Annotated in this window: 15 protein-coding genes; 9 read left to right on the top strand and 6 right to left on the bottom strand. The window is 60.8% G+C overall.

What is annotated here, in order from left to right:
* Nucleotides 1-4: 4 nt before the first annotated feature.
* Nucleotides 5-646 (bottom strand): HD domain-containing protein, encoded by a 642-nt coding sequence (locus tag AB1J88_RS22230; RefSeq protein ID WP_430291985.1) that lies wholly within the window; start codon nucleotides 644-646, stop codon nucleotides 5-7.
* A gap of 302 nt (nucleotides 647-948) precedes the next feature.
* Here AB1J88_RS22230 and AB1J88_RS22235 point away from each other — a divergent pair, with 302 nt between their 5' ends.
* A complete protein-coding gene (locus tag AB1J88_RS22235; protein ID WP_041072131.1) occupies nucleotides 949-1,914 on the top strand; it encodes a GlxA family transcriptional regulator in 966 nt (321 codons plus the stop codon).
* Between the two features lie 140 nt (nucleotides 1,915-2,054).
* Here AB1J88_RS22235 and AB1J88_RS22240 read toward each other — a convergent pair whose 3' ends face one another.
* Both AB1J88_RS22240 and AB1J88_RS22245 read right to left on the bottom strand, forming a co-directional pair.
* Nucleotides 2,055-4,490 carry a penicillin acylase family protein gene (locus tag AB1J88_RS22240; protein WP_430292712.1) on the bottom strand — a complete coding sequence of 812 codons (2,436 nt, stop codon included), beginning with the start codon at nucleotides 4,488-4,490 and terminating at the stop codon, nucleotides 2,055-2,057.
* A 78-nt stretch (nucleotides 4,491-4,568) separates the two neighbouring features.
* Nucleotides 4,569-5,147 carry a DUF6436 domain-containing protein gene (locus AB1J88_RS22245; protein ID WP_430291986.1) on the bottom strand — a complete coding sequence of 193 codons (579 nt, stop codon included), beginning with the start codon at nucleotides 5,145-5,147 and terminating at the stop codon, nucleotides 4,569-4,571.
* A 99-nt stretch (nucleotides 5,148-5,246) separates the two neighbouring features.
* On the opposite strand from AB1J88_RS22245, the gene AB1J88_RS22250 reads away from it, so the two are divergent.
* Nucleotides 5,247-6,194: an alpha/beta hydrolase gene (locus AB1J88_RS22250; RefSeq protein WP_430291987.1), complete on the top strand. Its 948-nt coding sequence runs from the start codon at nucleotides 5,247-5,249 to the stop codon at nucleotides 6,192-6,194.
* A 129-nt stretch (nucleotides 6,195-6,323) separates the two neighbouring features.
* Here the strand turns inward: AB1J88_RS22250 and AB1J88_RS22255 are convergent, their stop codons facing one another.
* Nucleotides 6,324-7,076 carry a DUF2059 domain-containing protein gene (locus AB1J88_RS22255; RefSeq protein ID WP_108589223.1) on the bottom strand — a complete coding sequence of 251 codons (753 nt, stop codon included), beginning with the start codon at nucleotides 7,074-7,076 and terminating at the stop codon, nucleotides 6,324-6,326.
* A 108-nt stretch (nucleotides 7,077-7,184) separates the two neighbouring features.
* On the opposite strand from AB1J88_RS22255, the gene AB1J88_RS22260 reads away from it, so the two are divergent.
* Nucleotides 7,185-7,817, top strand: coding sequence for a 2OG-Fe(II) oxygenase (locus AB1J88_RS22260; protein ID WP_041072141.1), 633 nt, complete (start codon nucleotides 7,185-7,187; stop codon nucleotides 7,815-7,817).
* 1 nt (nucleotide 7,818) lies between these two features.
* Nucleotides 7,819-8,304 (top strand): DUF523 domain-containing protein, encoded by a 486-nt coding sequence (locus AB1J88_RS22265; RefSeq protein WP_430291988.1) that lies wholly within the window; start codon nucleotides 7,819-7,821, stop codon nucleotides 8,302-8,304.
* Nucleotides 8,305-8,405: 101 nt separating this feature from the next.
* On the opposite strand, the gene AB1J88_RS22270 is transcribed toward AB1J88_RS22265, so the two are convergent.
* A complete protein-coding gene (locus tag AB1J88_RS22270; RefSeq protein WP_430291989.1) occupies nucleotides 8,406-8,969 on the bottom strand; it encodes a transporter substrate-binding domain-containing protein in 564 nt (187 codons plus the stop codon).
* 135 nt (nucleotides 8,970-9,104) lie between these two features.
* On the opposite strand from AB1J88_RS22270, the gene AB1J88_RS22275 reads away from it, so the two are divergent.
* Nucleotides 9,105-9,530: a DUF4399 domain-containing protein gene (locus AB1J88_RS22275; protein WP_041072147.1), complete on the top strand. Its 426-nt coding sequence runs from the start codon at nucleotides 9,105-9,107 to the stop codon at nucleotides 9,528-9,530.
* A gap of 62 nt (nucleotides 9,531-9,592) precedes the next feature.
* Here AB1J88_RS22275 and serA read toward each other — a convergent pair whose 3' ends face one another.
* Nucleotides 9,593-10,822 carry a phosphoglycerate dehydrogenase gene (serA, locus tag AB1J88_RS22280; RefSeq protein ID WP_003229219.1) on the bottom strand — a complete coding sequence of 410 codons (1,230 nt, stop codon included), beginning with the start codon at nucleotides 10,820-10,822 and terminating at the stop codon, nucleotides 9,593-9,595.
* Between the two features lie 206 nt (nucleotides 10,823-11,028).
* On the opposite strand from serA, the gene AB1J88_RS22285 reads away from it, so the two are divergent.
* From AB1J88_RS22285 to AB1J88_RS22300, 4 genes are all read left to right on the top strand, one after another.
* Nucleotides 11,029-12,423, top strand: coding sequence for an FAD-binding oxidoreductase (locus AB1J88_RS22285; RefSeq protein WP_121182511.1), 1,395 nt, complete (start codon nucleotides 11,029-11,031; stop codon nucleotides 12,421-12,423).
* A gap of 39 nt (nucleotides 12,424-12,462) precedes the next feature.
* Nucleotides 12,463-13,128: a fumarylacetoacetate hydrolase family protein gene (locus AB1J88_RS22290; RefSeq protein WP_027610530.1), complete on the top strand. Its 666-nt coding sequence runs from the start codon at nucleotides 12,463-12,465 to the stop codon at nucleotides 13,126-13,128.
* A gap of 299 nt (nucleotides 13,129-13,427) precedes the next feature.
* Nucleotides 13,428-14,351 (top strand): SdiA-regulated domain-containing protein, encoded by a 924-nt coding sequence (locus AB1J88_RS22295; protein WP_430291990.1) that lies wholly within the window; start codon nucleotides 13,428-13,430, stop codon nucleotides 14,349-14,351.
* A gap of 194 nt (nucleotides 14,352-14,545) precedes the next feature.
* The gene (locus AB1J88_RS22300; protein ID WP_430291991.1) at nucleotides 14,546-15,463 is read left to right on the top strand and encodes an SdiA-regulated domain-containing protein; all 918 of its coding nucleotides are present in this window, start codon (nucleotides 14,546-14,548) and stop codon (nucleotides 15,461-15,463) included.
* Nucleotides 15,464-15,616: the final 153 nt, after the last annotated feature.

The raw sequence follows: 15,616 nt of genomic DNA on the forward strand, positions 1-15,616 counted from the left end.
GAGCTCAGGAAATCCAAGGGGATGTACGGATGACCTCGACAAAGTTCATCGGCCTGAACCCCGGCTCCTGATCCACCAGCACATCGGTCTTCACGTTGCCGAGCGTGGTCTGCGGACGATGGCGCAAGCCGTCGGCAAACGCGCAGATGATGCACTCCTTGAAACCTTCCCCGCGTGGATGCGCATGCACCACCGCCTCGCGCTGGGTGCTGCTGAACGCCGCGTAATCCATCCCCAATACGTCCATCTCGACACCCGCCGTCACCAGTGCCACGGTCGGCCGCAGATGTTTGGGCACGCCCGGCGTGGTGTGCAGGGCAATCGACAGCCAGACCTGCTCGATGTCGTCATCACTCAGCCCGTACGGTTTGAGAAACGCCGCTGCCGCGTTGGCGCCATCCACTTCGAAACGCTCGTCGGCACTGCGATAGCCCTCGACCAGCCCAAGGTCGTGGAACATCGCGCCGACATACAGCAGCTCCGGGTTGTAGGTCAGTTGTTGGCGTTCGCCGCTCAGCGCACCGAACAGAAACACCCGGCGCGAGTGGTGGTAGAGCAGGTCGGATTCGATGTCGCGAATGTACTCGGTGGTGGCCCGGGCGAGGGCGCTGTCGGGGATTTTGATGCCGGCAATGGTCGTGCTCATAAGGTGTTTCCTCGTCGAAAACGCCGTTGTGGCGCTGATGGACAAAGTCTGTTCCCCGAGGCACTGCACGGACAATCAACCCATGGCTGCGATCCTTGCCAATCGACCTGCAAATCGTGCCAACTCACTTAAAACAGCAGACACCGAACCTGTGGCGAGGGGATTCATCCCCGATGGACTGCGCAGCAGTTCCAAAACCTGCTATTTCGGCGAATCAGGTAAACCGCGCAGTGAGGATCTACGACTGCTGCGCAGCCGATCGGGGATGAATCCCCTCGCCACAAAGATCCCCAAGGAGGCTTATGAACAGAACCATCGCCATCGTGGTGTTCCCCGGCGTGCAGGCGCTGGATGTCAGCGGGCCGATGGATGTGTTTGCCGAGGCCAATCGTTTTCTGCCCCCCGAGGATCACTATCGGCTGGAGGTGATCGGCGTCGAACGCGGGCCGATGGCTTGCTCCAATGGCCTGAACCTCAGCGCTCACCGGCACTTCAGCGAGGCGCTCGACGCCTGGGACTTGCTGCTGGTCGCCGGCGGCCCGCAGTTACCGTTTCTGGATTTCGGCAAAGGCTTCGACACCTGGCTGCGCGAGGCCAGTGCCCGTGCGCGGCGTTTTGGCTCGATCTGCAACGGCGCGTTCATGCTGGCGCGGGCGGGGCTGCTGGACGGGCGAACGGTGACCACTCACTGGAACGATGCCCAAGCGCTGGCGCAATTGTGTCCATCGGCGCGGGTCGAAGCCGATCGCCTGTATGTCGAGGACGGTGCGCTCTATACCTCGGCCGGGGTGACGGCGGGGATCGATCTGTCGCTGTACCTGTTGGCCCGCGATCACGGCGCTGACGTGGCGCTGAGCGTGGCCAAACGGCTGGTGGTGTTCACTCAGCGCTCGGGCGGGCAATCGCAGTTCAGCCCGTTCCTCACACCGCATGCGGAGCCGACCTCGGCGGTGGCGATGGTGCAGTTGTATGTGCTGGCCAACCTCACCGGCGATCTGACGATTGCCGATCTGGCGAACGCGGCGAACATGAGCGCGCGCAATTTTTCCCGGGTGTTTGCCCGTGAGGCTCGGGTCACCCCGGCAGAGTTCGTCGAAAGTGCGCGAGTGGATGCGGCGCGAGTACTGCTGGAAAGCACCACGGCACCGCTGAAGACCGTGGCCTATCAGTGCGGGTTTCGCGATGCGCAGCACATGCGCAGTGTGTTCAATCGCCGGTTGGGGGTGACGCCGCAGCAGTTTCGGCTGAATTTTGCGTTGATGCTCTGAAGGTCTCTTGTGTTCTTAAGGGCCCCATCGCTGGCAAGCCAGCTCCCACAGGTTTCTCGGGTGTTCACATAATCTGTCTTCACTGAAAATCCTGTGGGAGCTGGCTTGCCAGCGATGGGGCCAGACCAGCCAGCACAAATCTATTGCGCAGCCCGCGCCGGCAACAGCTTCAACGTACTGCGCGTATTGGCCGTCACCTCTTCCTCGCTGAAATGCGCCTGCACATACATCCCCTCGACGTACTCTTCAGCCTGATCGTCATAGTGGCTGTCGAACGGCACGCCGCTCTGGCCGACCGGGTTGATGGTCAGGCTGTGTGCCGGGTCGGCGAAGTCCACCAGCCGCCGCGTCGAAGGCCCGTAAGTCACTGGCCATGGCGCCGGGCCAAGCTTGGCCGAGAGGTTGTTCGGCACTTCGTGGCTGCCCGGCGCAGCGAACGGCCCGACATTGACGATGCGGTCCAGCGGCTTCTGCTGACCCAATGGATGGCCATGGGTCAGGGTGTGCGCCGTGCCCCATTGCCAGTCGGACGGATTGTCGCCGAGGGTCTGTTTCAGGTGTGCGATGCTCGCCTGCCACGCCGCTTTGACGATGTCGGCGCGAGTCTCCTTGTTCGGCGTGGTGCGGTTGTCCCACCACGGTGAATCGGCGTTCGCCGCCAGGCGCGGCAGGGCGGCGTCGATCACCCGGGTCGACAGCAGGGTCTCGAAGAAATCGTTGCCCAGCTCATCACGCATCGCCGCATCGGCGAGGTCGTAGAGGAACTGGTTGAACACTGTGGCGTTGACCGAATCCAGCGGATAGTCGCCTTGCCACTGCGCCAGTTGCTCGACCAGTTTCAGTTGCGCCGGATCGCTCACCACTTCACGCAGCACCGGCAGCAATGGCGCCAGGGTACGCGGGCCATAACCGGTGGTGGTGCCCAGTTGCAGCTGCTGGTTGGCCTCGTTGCTCCACTTCAGGCTCTTGTCGCTGAGCTGGCGATTGAGCTGCTGGCCGCGATCAGCGAGGTTGTAGTAACCGGGAATCTCCATCCCGGTCGGCGACAGCGGCTGAAAGTTGGCCGAGACGATGTAGCCGCGCGGCGGATTTTCCTCCTGCGGGTTGGCGCTGAACGGGTAGTAACCATCCTTGTCCGCCTGATTGCCGCTGCCGTCGAGAATGAACTCCGGTTTGACCCCGGCCGGGCGTTTGGGCAACAGCGCCGAAGCCCACCAGGCGATGTCACCCTTGGCGTTGGCGTAAACGATGTTCAGCCCCGGCGCCTGCACCTTCGCCGCCGCAGCGCGGGCCTTGGCCAGGGTGTCGGCGCGGTTGAGCTGGTAGAAGCCTTCGAGGATCGGATTCGGTGTTTCGAGAAACGCCCACCACATGGCGATCGGTGTCTTGCCGGCGGCAGTGCCGAGCGCATCGTTGACGATCGGGCCATGGGGCGACTGGCGCAAGGTCAGCGTCACCGGCGCCTGGCCCTTCACCGCGATCTGCTGCTCGGTGCTGAGCAGATCGCTCCACTGGCCGTGGTACCAGACTTGATTCGGGTTGTCCGGGTTGACCTTCTCGGCGATCAGATCCAGATCGTCGTTCTGGAACATGGTCAGGCTCCAGCCGAAATCCAGGTTGTGCCCCAGGAACGCGAACGGCACCAGCGCCTGATGATGGCCGTAAAGCTCAAACCCCGGCGCCGACAGTTGTGCTTCGTACCACACCGAAGGCACCGAGAAACGAATGTGCGGGTCGCCGGCCAGCAGCGGTTTGCCGCTCTGGCTGCGACTGCCGGCAATCACCCAGGCATTGCTGCCTTCGAATTGCGGCAGGCCGTTTTCAATCAGCGCCTGCTCGCTGAGGCGGGCGAGAGCGTTGAGGTCTTTCCAGTCGTCGGCGGCAAGGGTCGGCGTCTTCTTGGCGTGACCTTTGGCGAGCACGCCTTGGGGCTGCCAGTCGAGGTCGAAGACGTTGAGGTAATCGGCGCCGAGTTGGTCGCGCACGTAGGTCAGCAGCGGTTCGGTGCGAAACGCGGCGGCAAAGCTGTAGGCCATGTAACCGGCGACGCTGATGCTGTCCTCTGCCGTAAACGGCCGCTTGGGGATGCCCAGCACGTCGAACTCGATCGGCGCAGCGTGGCTGTCCTGATACTGGTTGATGCCGTCCAGATAAGCTTGCAGGGCCTTCCACGCCGGTGACTGCTTATCGAGACTGGCGACATAACGGGCGGCGCGTTCGCGGATGCGCAGGCTGCGGAACAGTTTGTCGGTGTCGAGCAGCTTCGGCCCTAGCACTTCGGCCAACTCGCCACGCGCGAGGCGGCGCATGGCTTCCATCTGGAACAGGCGATCTTGAGCGTGCACGTAGCCGAGGGCGCGATACAGATCGGTTTCGTTTTCGGCGCGGATGTGCGGCACCCCGCGTTCGTCGTAACGCACGGTCACCGAACCCTGCAGGTTGCGCAGCTCCACCTGACCCTGACGCGTCGGTTGCTTGCTGTAGAGGTAGGCGCCGACGCTGGCGAGCAGGACAACGATGAGCAAGGCAAGAACGGTGAAGACGCGTTTCGTGGTGACTCCTTGTGCATGCGGGATTGCCGCCCGTCGGGCTGCAAACAATTAGCACAGACCTTCCGTGCCGTGCATCGCTGTCCTCGAAAAGTCCGGAATGCCTTACTGCACCACCACCGGCCAAGGGCAGTAACAACCGACCGCCAGGGTGTGGGTGGCGTTGACCGGTCGATCATCCATCAGCGCGTTGAGGATCGGTTCAATAAAGCTGTTGCTGGAGTTGCAGGTCAGGCCTTCACTGTAGGGGCCGAAATACGCCAGTTTGCCGCTGCGGTCCCAGATCGCCACGGCGGGGCTGGCCGGTACCTGATCGGAACCGGGCAACACCGTGATGTTTTTCAGATTGCTCAGGGTCGCGGGCAACTGGCCGTGGCTGCCAGCCTTTTGCACGGCGAAGAACTCCACACCGCGCGGACCGAACTGCTCGACCATTTCCGTCAGGTGCTGTTGATTGCCGACGTTGCATGGGCAGGCCGGATCCCAGAAGTGCACGAGGCGGATTTTGCCGGGGCCGGCCAGTTCATCTGGCAGACGCAGCGAATCACCGGAAAACACCGCGGTGTGCTGACTGAACGCACGCAGATAACGCCCCTGAAACCAGTCGTACGCCGCCCACAGCACCCCGGCACACACAAGCGCGAGCAGGCTGGCAAACAGTGCGGTGCGGTAGGGCGAGCGCATGGTTTTTCGATCCTCGAAGGGGGGCTAGCTTGCCATGCTTGCCGCAACAGATGAATATCGCAGGCCGATAAAGTCTGTTTACCGCTTTGGAATACCCGCATGCCTGAAACTTTCGATGCCGATCATTTACGCGCCAGCCTCAAGCCTTTGGCCCAGTGGCAGCCGTTGTCGGACGAGGCGAAGGCGTATCAGCGGTTTTATAAAACCGATTTCCCCGAGCGCGATGTCTGGCGCGGCATGGGCCGGTTCGAAGTGGACGGATATGAGCTGGTCAGCCATTGCTGGTGGCCGGAGAAGGTCAAGGGCACGCTGTTTCTGCTGCACGGTTTTTACGATCACACCGGGCTGTATCGGCATGTCATCGAGTGGGCACTGGATCAGGATTTTGCTGTTATTGCCTGCGACTTGCCGGGGCATGGTTTGTCGAGTGGGCCGCGGGCGAGCATCCGTGATTTCTCTGAATATCAGGACGCCTTGCAGGCGCTGTTCGCCGAAGCCGGTTCGATTGCCCTGCCGCAACCCTGGCACCTGTGCGGGCAAAGCACCGGCGGCGCGATCGTCGTCGACCATGTACTCAATCATGGCGAGGGCAGCCCGGCGCAAGGCCATTTGATTCTGTTGGCGCCGCTGGTGCGTCCGCGCGCCTGGGGCTGGTCGCAGCTCAGTTATTACCTGCTCAGACCTTTCGTGCGAGGCATCGCCCGGCGCTTCAGCGAGAACTCCAACGACCCGGATTTCCTGCCGTTTCTGCAGGCCGATCCGTTACAGCCCAAACGCTTGCCGACCGCGTGGGTCGGTGCGCTGTCGCGCTGGATCATCCGCGTCGAACACGCGAAAAAAAGTCCGCGACGGCCGCTGATCATTCAGGGGCAGGCGGACATGACCGTGGACTGGCAGCACAACTTGCAGGTGCTGAAGTGGAAATTCGACCGGCCGCAGATTCTGTTGCTGCCGCAAGCGCGGCATCATCTGGCGAACGAGACGCTGGAGATGCGCGAGGAGTATTTCGAGTTTCTGAACAAGCGGATCAGGGGGCGGAATCTCTAGGGGAGTTGCTGGCCTCATCGCTGACAAGCCAGCTCCCACAGGTTTTCCGGCGTTCACAAACTCTGTATTAGATGAAAATCCTTGTGGGAGCTGGCTTGCCAGCGATGGCGGTCTGAAAGGTGATAAAGCTTACTGGCCAAGGTTCGAAGAGCTTTGCCCCACCGCCAAACCCGCCCGGATCGCTGCGAGCGCTGCCTGGTAATACGCCTTGCCCTCGCTGGACTCGGCAAAGGTCGCGAACTGCTCCAGTTCGTCGTCCGACAGATCGCGATAAACGTAGAGCAGCGTGTTGTTCAAATCGGCGCCGATCTGCTCCATCAGGCGCTGGCGCTGACCGTTCAACATGCCTTGCGCCTGACCGCCGCCGAGCAGGCCGGGGATCATCGAACTCAGGCTGTCCGCCGCCACGCCGGCAATCGCCAGACTGACTTCGGCGCCGGCCTCGCGCGCCGGCAGGGCTTGCGCCAGATGGCCGATGATCAGCAGACGGCTGTCGCTGACCTGCATCTTCGGCAAGCCTTTGGCGTTCTTCGCCAGTTGATCGCGACGGGTGGCGAGCAATTCAGCGGCGACGATTTTCTTGCCCAGCGGCGATTGAAAAAAGGTCAGCGCCGGTTGTGGATCGGCAAGGTGCTGGCGCAGCTGCGCTTCGGCACGCTGATCCATGGCCTGGGGGGCGAAGCGCTGGTTGCTGTTATTGACCAGGGCCTGGAACACCGCCGGTGGCAGGTTGTTCTGGTAGCGCTGCTGCGCGGCGCTCAGGGCATCGTTGAAATGCGCACGTTGATCTGGCCAGCCGGCGATCTTGTATAGCTGATCGTGGCCGTCCGCCCAGGCGGGCAAAACGCAGAACATCAACAGTGAAAAAAGCAAACGGCGCATAGGGACTCCTGTCAGCAGCGGACTATTCTCCGTGCGGTGCCGGTACTTGTCGAGAATTCGTATCAAGCCGCCGCGTGGCTCTGTCGGATTTCCTGCCGCCGGCATACTATGCGCGCCATGCAAATATCCTCTGAACACCCGCTGCTGTTACGCATCGTCGACGACCTGGCCGAGCATGGCTGGTCGCAGCAGAACATTTTCCTGCCCGCGGGTTTGACCCGTGAGCTGGCGGCCGAGTGCCGCAAACGTGAGGCCGAGGGCGAACTGGCGCCGGCAGCGGTAGGCCGTGGGCCGTTTTCGGAGATTCGCGAGGGCATTCGTGGCGACCACATCCAGTGGATCGACCCGGGCCAGGCCGAGGCCAGCGACCGTTATCTGAATCTGATGGAGAGTCTGCGCGAGGCGCTCAATCGCGGGTTGTTCCTCGGGCTTGAGGATTTCGAGTGCCACTTCGCCCTGTATCCGCCGGGCGCGTTCTACCGCAAGCACGTCGACCGTTTTCGCGACGATGACCGGCGCATGGTCTCGGCGGTGGTCTATCTCAATGACGCCTGGCTGCCGGAAGACGGCGGTCAGTTGCGCATGTACCTGAGCGAAGACCGGGTGCATGACGTGCAACCCACCGGCGGCTGTCTGGTGGTGTTCCTCTCTGGCGAAGTACCGCATGAAGTGTTGCCGGCGCAGCGCGAACGCCTGTCGCTGACCGGCTGGTTTCGTCGCCGTGGCAACGAGCCGTTCTGAGATGCAGAAGATTCTGGTCAGCCGCTGCCTGTTGGGCCACCGCGTGCGTTACGACGGCGGGGCCAGCGGGCCGTTCGACTTGCTCGAACAGTGGATCGCCGAAGGCCGTGTAGTGCCGCTGTGTCCGGAAGTGGCCGGTGGTTTGCCGACCCCGCGTGCTGCGGCGGAAATCCCCGGCGGGCAGGGCACCGACGTGCTCGATGGCAAGGCGGCGGTGATCACCACCGAAGGCGAGGACGTCAGCGCGCAGTTTCTCGACGGCGCGCAGCAAGCGCTGGCGCTGGTGCACAAACACGGCATCCGCGTCGCGGTGCTCAAGGCCAACAGCCCTTCCTGCGGGAATCTGCTGACTTATGACGGGACGTTCAGTGGGGTGAAGGTCTCGGGAGAAGGCGTGACGGCTGCGCTGCTCAAACGCCATGGGGTTCAAGTTTTCAGTGAGCTGGAGCTGCCACAAGCTGCAATGGCCCTGACCCACCTCGACTAAAAGCCCACCACAAACCCCCTGTAGGAGCTGTCGAGTGAAACGAGGCTGCGATCTCTTGATCTTCAAAATCAAGATCAAAAGATCGCAGCCTGCGGCCGCTCCTACGGTTCGGTGAACCACTTCGCGGACAGCGCCGCCAACCGCCCATCGGCCTTGATCCGCTGCAACGCACCTTCCAGGCTGGCGTGAAATGCCGGATTACCCTTCTGAAACGGAATCGCCAGCTCCACCTGGGTCGCTTTCGGCTTCTCTTCAGTCAGCGCCTGCACCAGCACCATTGGCCGTGGCTGCTCATCTTTCTTCGCCCATAGCTGCGAGTCGACCTTGCCGTAAGACTCGCTGAAGTCGAAACGATCCTTGAGTTCAGGTGTCAGTGCTATGTGGTTGAGCGCGACGTCGTACTTGCCGCTTTCAACGCCCTGGAGCAGGTCGGCTTCGTCGGTGACGATGAAGTCGGCGCGTACATCCAGCTCGTTGGCCAGCAGTTGCCCAAGCTCGACCTCGAACCCCGTGAGTGTGTCGCCATCCTTGAAATTGAAGGGCGGTGTATTAGCCTCAAGGGCAATGCGCAACTCGCCACGGTCGTTGACGTCATCAATCAGTTCGGCGTGAGCCAGTGGGCTCAAAAGGGGTAGCAGGCAGATCAGGCCAGGCAGAAGGCGCATGGTCACTCCTTTGAAATCATTATTGCGATGCTCTGAGTCAGGCTCGCTTTGCTATGGTTGTCGAGTGCCTTCGACAACGAATGGTCATGAAGTTGTCATGACCGCGCGGATTTTACGGAAAAACTGGAGAAGAGAATGAAAACGTTTATGTCACGAGCAGCCTTGGCTGGCCTGTTGATGGGTGTTTCAGTGCTGGCCAGTGCAGCGACCCCGGCGCCTAAAGGTGCCGAAGTGTTCATCGTTTCTCCCGAAGACGGGGCCACGGTTTCTCAGGAGTTCAAGGTCAAGTTCGGGGTCAAGGACGTTGCGCTGGCACCGGCCGGTGACGTTACCAAGAACACCGGTCACCATCACCTGCTGATCGACGTCGACCAAATGCCGGCGGCGGGCGCACCGATTCCGAATGACGCCAATCACATGCACTTCGGCAAGGCGCAGACCGAGGCCACGATCAAACTGGCCCCGGGCAAGCACACCTTGCAGCTGGAACTGGGCGACAGCGGCCACATGCCGTTCGATCCGCCAATCGTCTCGAAGAAAATCACCGTCAACGTCAAATAAGTTTCCGGCGGTGCATGAAAAAGGGAGCCCGAAGGCTCCCTTTTTCATTGCTCGGCGTTCGATCAGAACAGCACGCGGCTGCGGATGGTGCCGTTGACGTGTTGCAGCTTCTCTTGCGCCAGCTCCGAGTACTCGGCGTCGACGTCGATCACCACGTAACCGACTTTCTCGTTGGTCTGCAGGAACTGACCGGAGATGTTGATGCCGTTTTCGGCGAAGACCTTGTTGATCTCGCTCATTACACCCGGAATGTTCTCGTGGATGTGCAGCAGACGGTGCTTGCCAGGGTGAGCCGGCAGGGCCACTTCCGGGAAGTTCACCGACGACACCGAAGTACCGTTGTCGCTGTACTTGACCAGTTTCTCCGCCACTTCCAGACCGATGTTGGCCTGGGCTTCGGCAGTCGAGCCACCGATGTGCGGGGTCAGGATCACGTTGTCCAGGCCACGCAGCGGGCTTTCGAACTCTTCGTCGTTGGAGCGTGGCTCTACCGGGAACACGTCGATGGCCGCGCCGATCAGGTGCTTGTCCTTGATCGCGTCCGCCAGGGCGTCCAGCTCGACCACGGTGCCGCGCGCGGCGTTGATCAGGATGCCGCCCTTCTTGATGGCGCGGATTTCCTTCTCGCCGATCATCCACTGGGTCGCAGCGGTTTCCGGAACGTGCAGGGTGACGATGTCGGACATGCCCAGCAGCTCGTGCAGGTTGCCGACTTGAGTGGCGTTGCCCAGCGGCAGCTTGGTCACGGTGTCGTAGAAGAACACCTGCATCCCTAAGCCTTCCGCCAGAACCGACAGCTGCGTACCGATCGAGCCGTAGCCGACGATGCCGAGTTTCTTGCCACGGATCTCGAAGGAGTTGGCTGCGGACTTGATCCAGCCGCCACGGTGGCAGGAAGCGTTTTTCTCAGGGATGCCGCGCAGCAGCAGGATCGCTTCGGCCAGCACCAGTTCCGCGACGGAGCGGGTGTTGGAGTACGGCGCGTTGAACACGGCGATACCGCGCTCGCGGGCAGCACTCAGGTCAACCTGGTTGGTGCCGATGCAGAAACAGCCGACCGCGACCAGCTTCTTCGCGTGATCGAAGATCTCTTCGGTCAGTTGGGTGCGCGAACGAATGCCGATGAAGTGAGCATCAGCGATCTTTTCCTTGAGCTCGGCTTCCGGCAAGGAGCCTGTCAGGTATTCGATGCTGGTGTAGCCCGCCGCCTTGAGGACGTCGACAGCCGATTGGTGGACGCCTTCGAGAAGAAGGAACTTGATCTTGCTCTTATCGAGAGAAGTCTTGCTCATCTGCGTAAACCTGTATCCCGGAGAAAAATGGCAGGGAGGGGAGCAGCCTGGAGCTGACCCGCACGGCAAGAAAGCCGTCACCGCAGAACTGGCCTTGGGCACTGGCCTGCGGGGTCGGTATGCTAGCATAGCCACCCCGCGAAACACTCATTCCTGCGACGTGAAGCGTCTTCAGGATGACCATGAATTGTTCGAGAGTTCTGTCGATGACCAATCCTGCCCTGATTGATGAACTGAAGACCCTGGTCGAGCCTGGCAAGGTCCTGACCGACGCCGACTCCCTGAATGCGTACGGCAAGGATTGGACCAAGCACTTCGCGCCCGCGCCGAGCGCCATCGTGTTTCCCAAGACCATCGAGCAGGTGCAGGCCGTCGTCCGCTGGGCCAATACCCACAAAGTGGCGCTGGTGCCGTCGGGCGGGCGCACCGGGCTGTCCGCCGCCGCCGTCGCCGCGAATGGCGAAGTGGTGGTGTCGTTCGACTACATGAACCAGATTCTCGACGTGAACCTTACCGATCGCACCGCCGTGTGCCAGCCCGGCGTGGTCACCGAACACCTGCAAAACGTCGCCGAAGAAAACGGCCTGTATTACCCGGTGGACTTCGCGTCGGCCGGTTCCAGTCAGATTGGCGGCAACATCGGCACCAATGCCGGCGGGATCAAGGTGATTCGCTACGGCATGACCCGTAACTGGGTCGCTGGCCTGAAAGTGGTCACCGGCAAGGGTGATGTGCTGGAGCTGAACAAAGACCTGATCAAGAACGCCACCGGTTACGACCTTCGCCAGTTATTCATTGGTGCTGAGGGCACTTTGGGTTTTGTGGTCGAAGCGACCATGCGTCTGGATCGCGCGCCGAAAAACCTCACCGCGATGGTCCTCGGCACCGCCGACTTCGACTCGATCATGCCGGTGCTTCATGCCTTTCAGGGCAAGCTTGACCTGACCGCGTTCGAATTCTTCTCCGACAAGGCCCTGGCCAAAGTGCTGGGCCGTGGCGACGTACCGGCGCCGTTCGACACCGAGTGCCCGTTCTATGCGTTGCTGGAATTCGAAGCAACCAGCGAAGAAGTGGCCAACACCGCGCTGGAAACCTTCGAACACTGCGTCGAGCAGGGCTGGGTGCTGGACGGCGTGATGAGCCAGAGCGAAACCCAGCTGCACAACCTGTGGAAGTTGCGCGAGTACATCTCCGAGACGATCTCGCACTGGACGCCGTACAAGAACGACATCTCGGTCACCGTGTCGAAAGTCCCGGCATTCCTGCAGGAAATCGACGCGATCGTCGGTGAACATTACCCGGATTTCGAAATTGTCTGGTTCGGCCATATCGGTGACGGCAACTTGCACCTGAACATCCTCAAGCCGGATAACCTGAGCAAGGATGAGTTCTTCGCCAAGTGCGCGACCGTCAACAAGTGGGTGTTCGAAACCGTCGAGAAATACAACGGTTCGATCTCCGCCGAACACGGCGTGGGCATGACCAAGCGCGACTACTTGACGTACAGCCGTTCGCCGGTCGAAATCGAGTACATGAAGGCGGTCAAAGCGGTGTTCGACCCGAACGGCATCATGAACCCGGGCAAGATCTTCGCGGTTTGATTGGCAATCCCCTGAATCAATGAAGGCAGGAGTCGGTAAATGAGCTATCAGCACCAGTACGTCGACGGCACGCGCATTCACTTCCCGATCGGGAAAGTGGTGTGCATTGGCCGTAATTACGCCGAACACGCCAAGGAACTGGACAATCCGGTGCCTACCGAACCGTTGCTGTTCATCAAGCCGGGCAGTTGCGTGGTGCCGCTGGAAGGCGGGTTCAGCATTCCGACCGAGCGCGGCTCGGTGCACTACGAAGCGGAAATCGCCGTGTTGATCGGCAAGCCGCTGTCGACCAAACCGAGCCGCGAAGAAGTGCTGGATGCGATCTCCGGTTTCGCTCCGGCGCTGGATCTGACCCTGCGCGACAAGCAGGCCGAGCTCAAGTCCAAGGGCCTGCCATGGGAAATCGCCAAGTCGTTCGACGGCGCGGCGGTGATTGCCCCGTTCGTGGTCGGCAGCACGTTCCCAGACCTGACCGACATCGGCATTCGCCTGACCATCAACGGTGAAGTGCGTCAGGACGGCAACAGCAGCGCGATGCTCAACCCGATCGTGCCGATGATCCAGCACATGGCCGGCTGCTTTTCGCTGCAGGCCGGCGACGTGATCCTCACCGGCACGCCAGTGGGCGTCGGCCCGCTGAACGTCGGCGACGACATCGTGCTGGAACTGGTTGGCGCGAGCAGCTTCAGCAGCAGCGTGCGCTGACCGCGAAACGGTAACACCCTGTGTGCGAGCCTGTTGTGGTGAGGGGATTTATCCCCGATGGCCTGCGCAGCAGTCCCAGTTTTTGGGGCCGCTTCGCAGCCCATCGGGAATAAATCCCCTCACCACAGTGCTCGCTCCCACATTGCTTTGTGGTGCCCGGAAGATGGCTGGCAGCGCACGGCAATGCCGCCATTTGCCGTTTTTTTCACATTCTGTCCGGATAATTCCTCTCATTCTGGCGTCTGAGCCGGCCTCTTTGTGCTATTACCCATAGCCTGAATTTTCGGAACGCGTCCCTGATGTCAGCTCAAACACAGCTCAATCCTCCTCGTCGCTCACGTTTTGCCCTGCGCTGGTATGTCTGGCTGTTGCTGGTGCTTGCCGCCGCGTATGGCCTGGCGTTTGCCATGCATTGGGACGACCGTGGCCTGCTCTGGTTGCGCGAGCGTTTCGAAAGCCAGGCCGAGCAAAAAGCGAGCATCTGGTTGCCGGACTATCGTGTAGTCATCGACGGCAAACTGCTGCCGGGCATGGAAAAGGACGAGGCCTCTGACCTGTCCTACAACCCGCAGACCAAAACCCTGTTTTCAGTGATGGGCAAGAACCCGTTTTTGGTCGAACTGACCCTGCAGGGTGATGTGCTACGCAAGATGCCGCTGGTGGGCTGGAGCAATCCGGAAGGCGTGACCGTGTTGGAAAACGGCCTGATGGCGATCGTCGATGAGCGCGAACACCTGCTGACCATCGTCAAGGTCGATGCCAATACCCGCGAACTGAATATCGCCGATTTCCCGAAATACGACCTCGGTCCGTCGAAAAACCAGAACAAGGCATTTGAGGCAATCACCTGGGATCCGCGCAACCAGCAGTTGCTGCTGGGCGAAGAGCGGCCGCCGGCGCTGTTCACCTGGAAAAGCGACGGCAGCCAGATCCTCAAGGGTGACAAGCAGAAGCTGGCCAATGATGAGCTGGATATCCGCAACCTCTCGGCGCTGGCCATCGACCCGCGTACCGGCCACACCTTGGTGCTGTCCGCTGATTCGCATCTGTTGCTGGAGCTGGACGAGAAGGGCGAGCAAGTCAGCTTCATGACCCTGCTGGGCGGCTTCAACGGTTTGAAGAGCACCATTCCCCGCGCCGAAGGCGTGACCATGGACGACGCCGGTACGCTGTACATGGTCAGTGAGCCGAACCTGTTCTATCGCTTCGAAAAGCAGAAATAACCACCTTTCACTAACCCTCATGTAGGAGCTGCCGCAGGCTGCGATCTTTTGCTTTTGTTTTCAAGATCAAAAGATCGCAGCCTGCGGCAGCTCCTACACAGGGGCGTCTTGTGGCCTGAGGCAAGTGGCCATTAAGCTTCAGTTCAGACAGGCGTGATATTTCATCCGCCTGTTTTGATCCCGAGCCTGCCTGAATGCGTCGACTTGCCCGTCCCAAGCCCCTGTTTGCCATCCTGTCAGTGATTGCCCTGATCGCGTTGATCGCGATCGGCCAATACCTGCGCCTGTTCGAGCGCGCCTGGTTCAACCTGCACAGTGTGTGGCAACCGTTAAGCAGCCAGGCCATCGGTCTGGATCAGTACCGGGTCGAGGTCGAGGCTAGGGTCATCGACGGGCTGAACGACGATGTGTCGGCGCTGACCTACGATCCGCTGCGCAAAAGCCTGTTCACCGTGACCAATAAGCACGCCGAATTGGTCGAGTTGTCGCTCGACGGCAAGCTCCTGCGGCGCATCGCACTGATCGGCTTTGGCGATGCCGAAGCGGTGGAGTTCATCAGTGCCGACACCTATGTGATCACCGACGAGCGAGAGCAACGGCTGATCAAGGTGCATCTTGAGCAGGACACGACCTTCCTCGATGCGGCGGATGCCGAACAGATGACACTTGGCGTGCACATGAGCGGCAACAAGGGCTTCGAGGGCCTGGCGTATGACTCGGTGGGCAAACGCCTGTTCGTGGCCAAGGAGCGCGACCCGATGCTGATTTATGAAGTGCACGGATTTCCGCACTTCAATCCAGAAAAATCCTACGCGGTGCACGTGATCAATAATCCCAAGCGCGATGCGGGGATGTTCGTGCGCGATCTGTCGAGCCTGCAATACGACGAGCGCAGCGGCCATTTGTTGGCGCTGTCCGACGAGTCGGGGCTGATTCTGGAACTGGATGTTGATGGACGTCCGCTGAGCACCTTGTCGCTGAACAAGGGCCGGCAGGGTTTGCACAAGAGCGTGCCGCAAGCCGAAGGCATGGCGATGGATGATGACGGAACGTTGTATCTGGTGAGTGAGCCGAACCTGTTTTACGTCTTCAGGAAACCTGCGCAAAACTGATCAACACCACAAAAAAGTAGGAGTGAGCTCTGTGGCGAGGGGATTTATCCCCGATGGACTGCGCAGCGGTCCCAGCTCTTGGGGCCGCTTCGCTGCCCATCGGGGATAAATCCCCTCGCCACAGGTTTCACTCCTACAGGTTTTGCATCTGAC

The organism is Pseudomonas sp. S8, from assembly GCF_050473925.1.
Classification (GTDB): domain Bacteria; phylum Pseudomonadota; class Gammaproteobacteria; order Pseudomonadales; family Pseudomonadaceae; genus Aquipseudomonas; species Aquipseudomonas parakoreensis.

Excerpts from the sequence above, each read along its gene's own strand:
- AB1J88_RS22230 (WP_430291985.1), bottom strand. The coding sequence starts at position 646 with ATGAGCACGACCATTGCCGGCATCAAAATCCCCGACAGCGCCCTCGCC.
- AB1J88_RS22235 (WP_041072131.1), top strand. The coding sequence starts at position 949 with ATGAACAGAACCATCGCCATCGTGGTGTTCCCCGGCGTGCAGGCGCTG.
- AB1J88_RS22245 (WP_430291986.1), bottom strand. The coding sequence starts at position 5,147 with ATGCGCTCGCCCTACCGCACCGCACTGTTTGCCAGCCTGCTCGCGCTT.
- AB1J88_RS22250 (WP_430291987.1), top strand. The coding sequence starts at position 5,247 with ATGCCTGAAACTTTCGATGCCGATCATTTACGCGCCAGCCTCAAGCCT.
- AB1J88_RS22255 (WP_108589223.1), bottom strand. The coding sequence starts at position 7,076 with ATGCGCCGTTTGCTTTTTTCACTGTTGATGTTCTGCGTTTTGCCCGCC.
- AB1J88_RS22260 (WP_041072141.1), top strand. The coding sequence starts at position 7,185 with ATGCGCGCCATGCAAATATCCTCTGAACACCCGCTGCTGTTACGCATC.
- AB1J88_RS22265 (WP_430291988.1), top strand. The coding sequence starts at position 7,819 with ATGCAGAAGATTCTGGTCAGCCGCTGCCTGTTGGGCCACCGCGTGCGT.
- AB1J88_RS22270 (WP_430291989.1), bottom strand. The coding sequence starts at position 8,969 with ATGCGCCTTCTGCCTGGCCTGATCTGCCTGCTACCCCTTTTGAGCCCA.
- AB1J88_RS22275 (WP_041072147.1), top strand. The coding sequence starts at position 9,105 with ATGAAAACGTTTATGTCACGAGCAGCCTTGGCTGGCCTGTTGATGGGT.
- serA (WP_003229219.1), bottom strand. The coding sequence starts at position 10,822 with ATGAGCAAGACTTCTCTCGATAAGAGCAAGATCAAGTTCCTTCTTCTC.
- AB1J88_RS22285 (WP_121182511.1), top strand. The coding sequence starts at position 11,029 with ATGACCAATCCTGCCCTGATTGATGAACTGAAGACCCTGGTCGAGCCT.
- AB1J88_RS22290 (WP_027610530.1), top strand. The coding sequence starts at position 12,463 with ATGAGCTATCAGCACCAGTACGTCGACGGCACGCGCATTCACTTCCCG.
- AB1J88_RS22295 (WP_430291990.1), top strand. The coding sequence starts at position 13,428 with ATGTCAGCTCAAACACAGCTCAATCCTCCTCGTCGCTCACGTTTTGCC.
- AB1J88_RS22300 (WP_430291991.1), top strand. The coding sequence starts at position 14,546 with ATGCGTCGACTTGCCCGTCCCAAGCCCCTGTTTGCCATCCTGTCAGTG.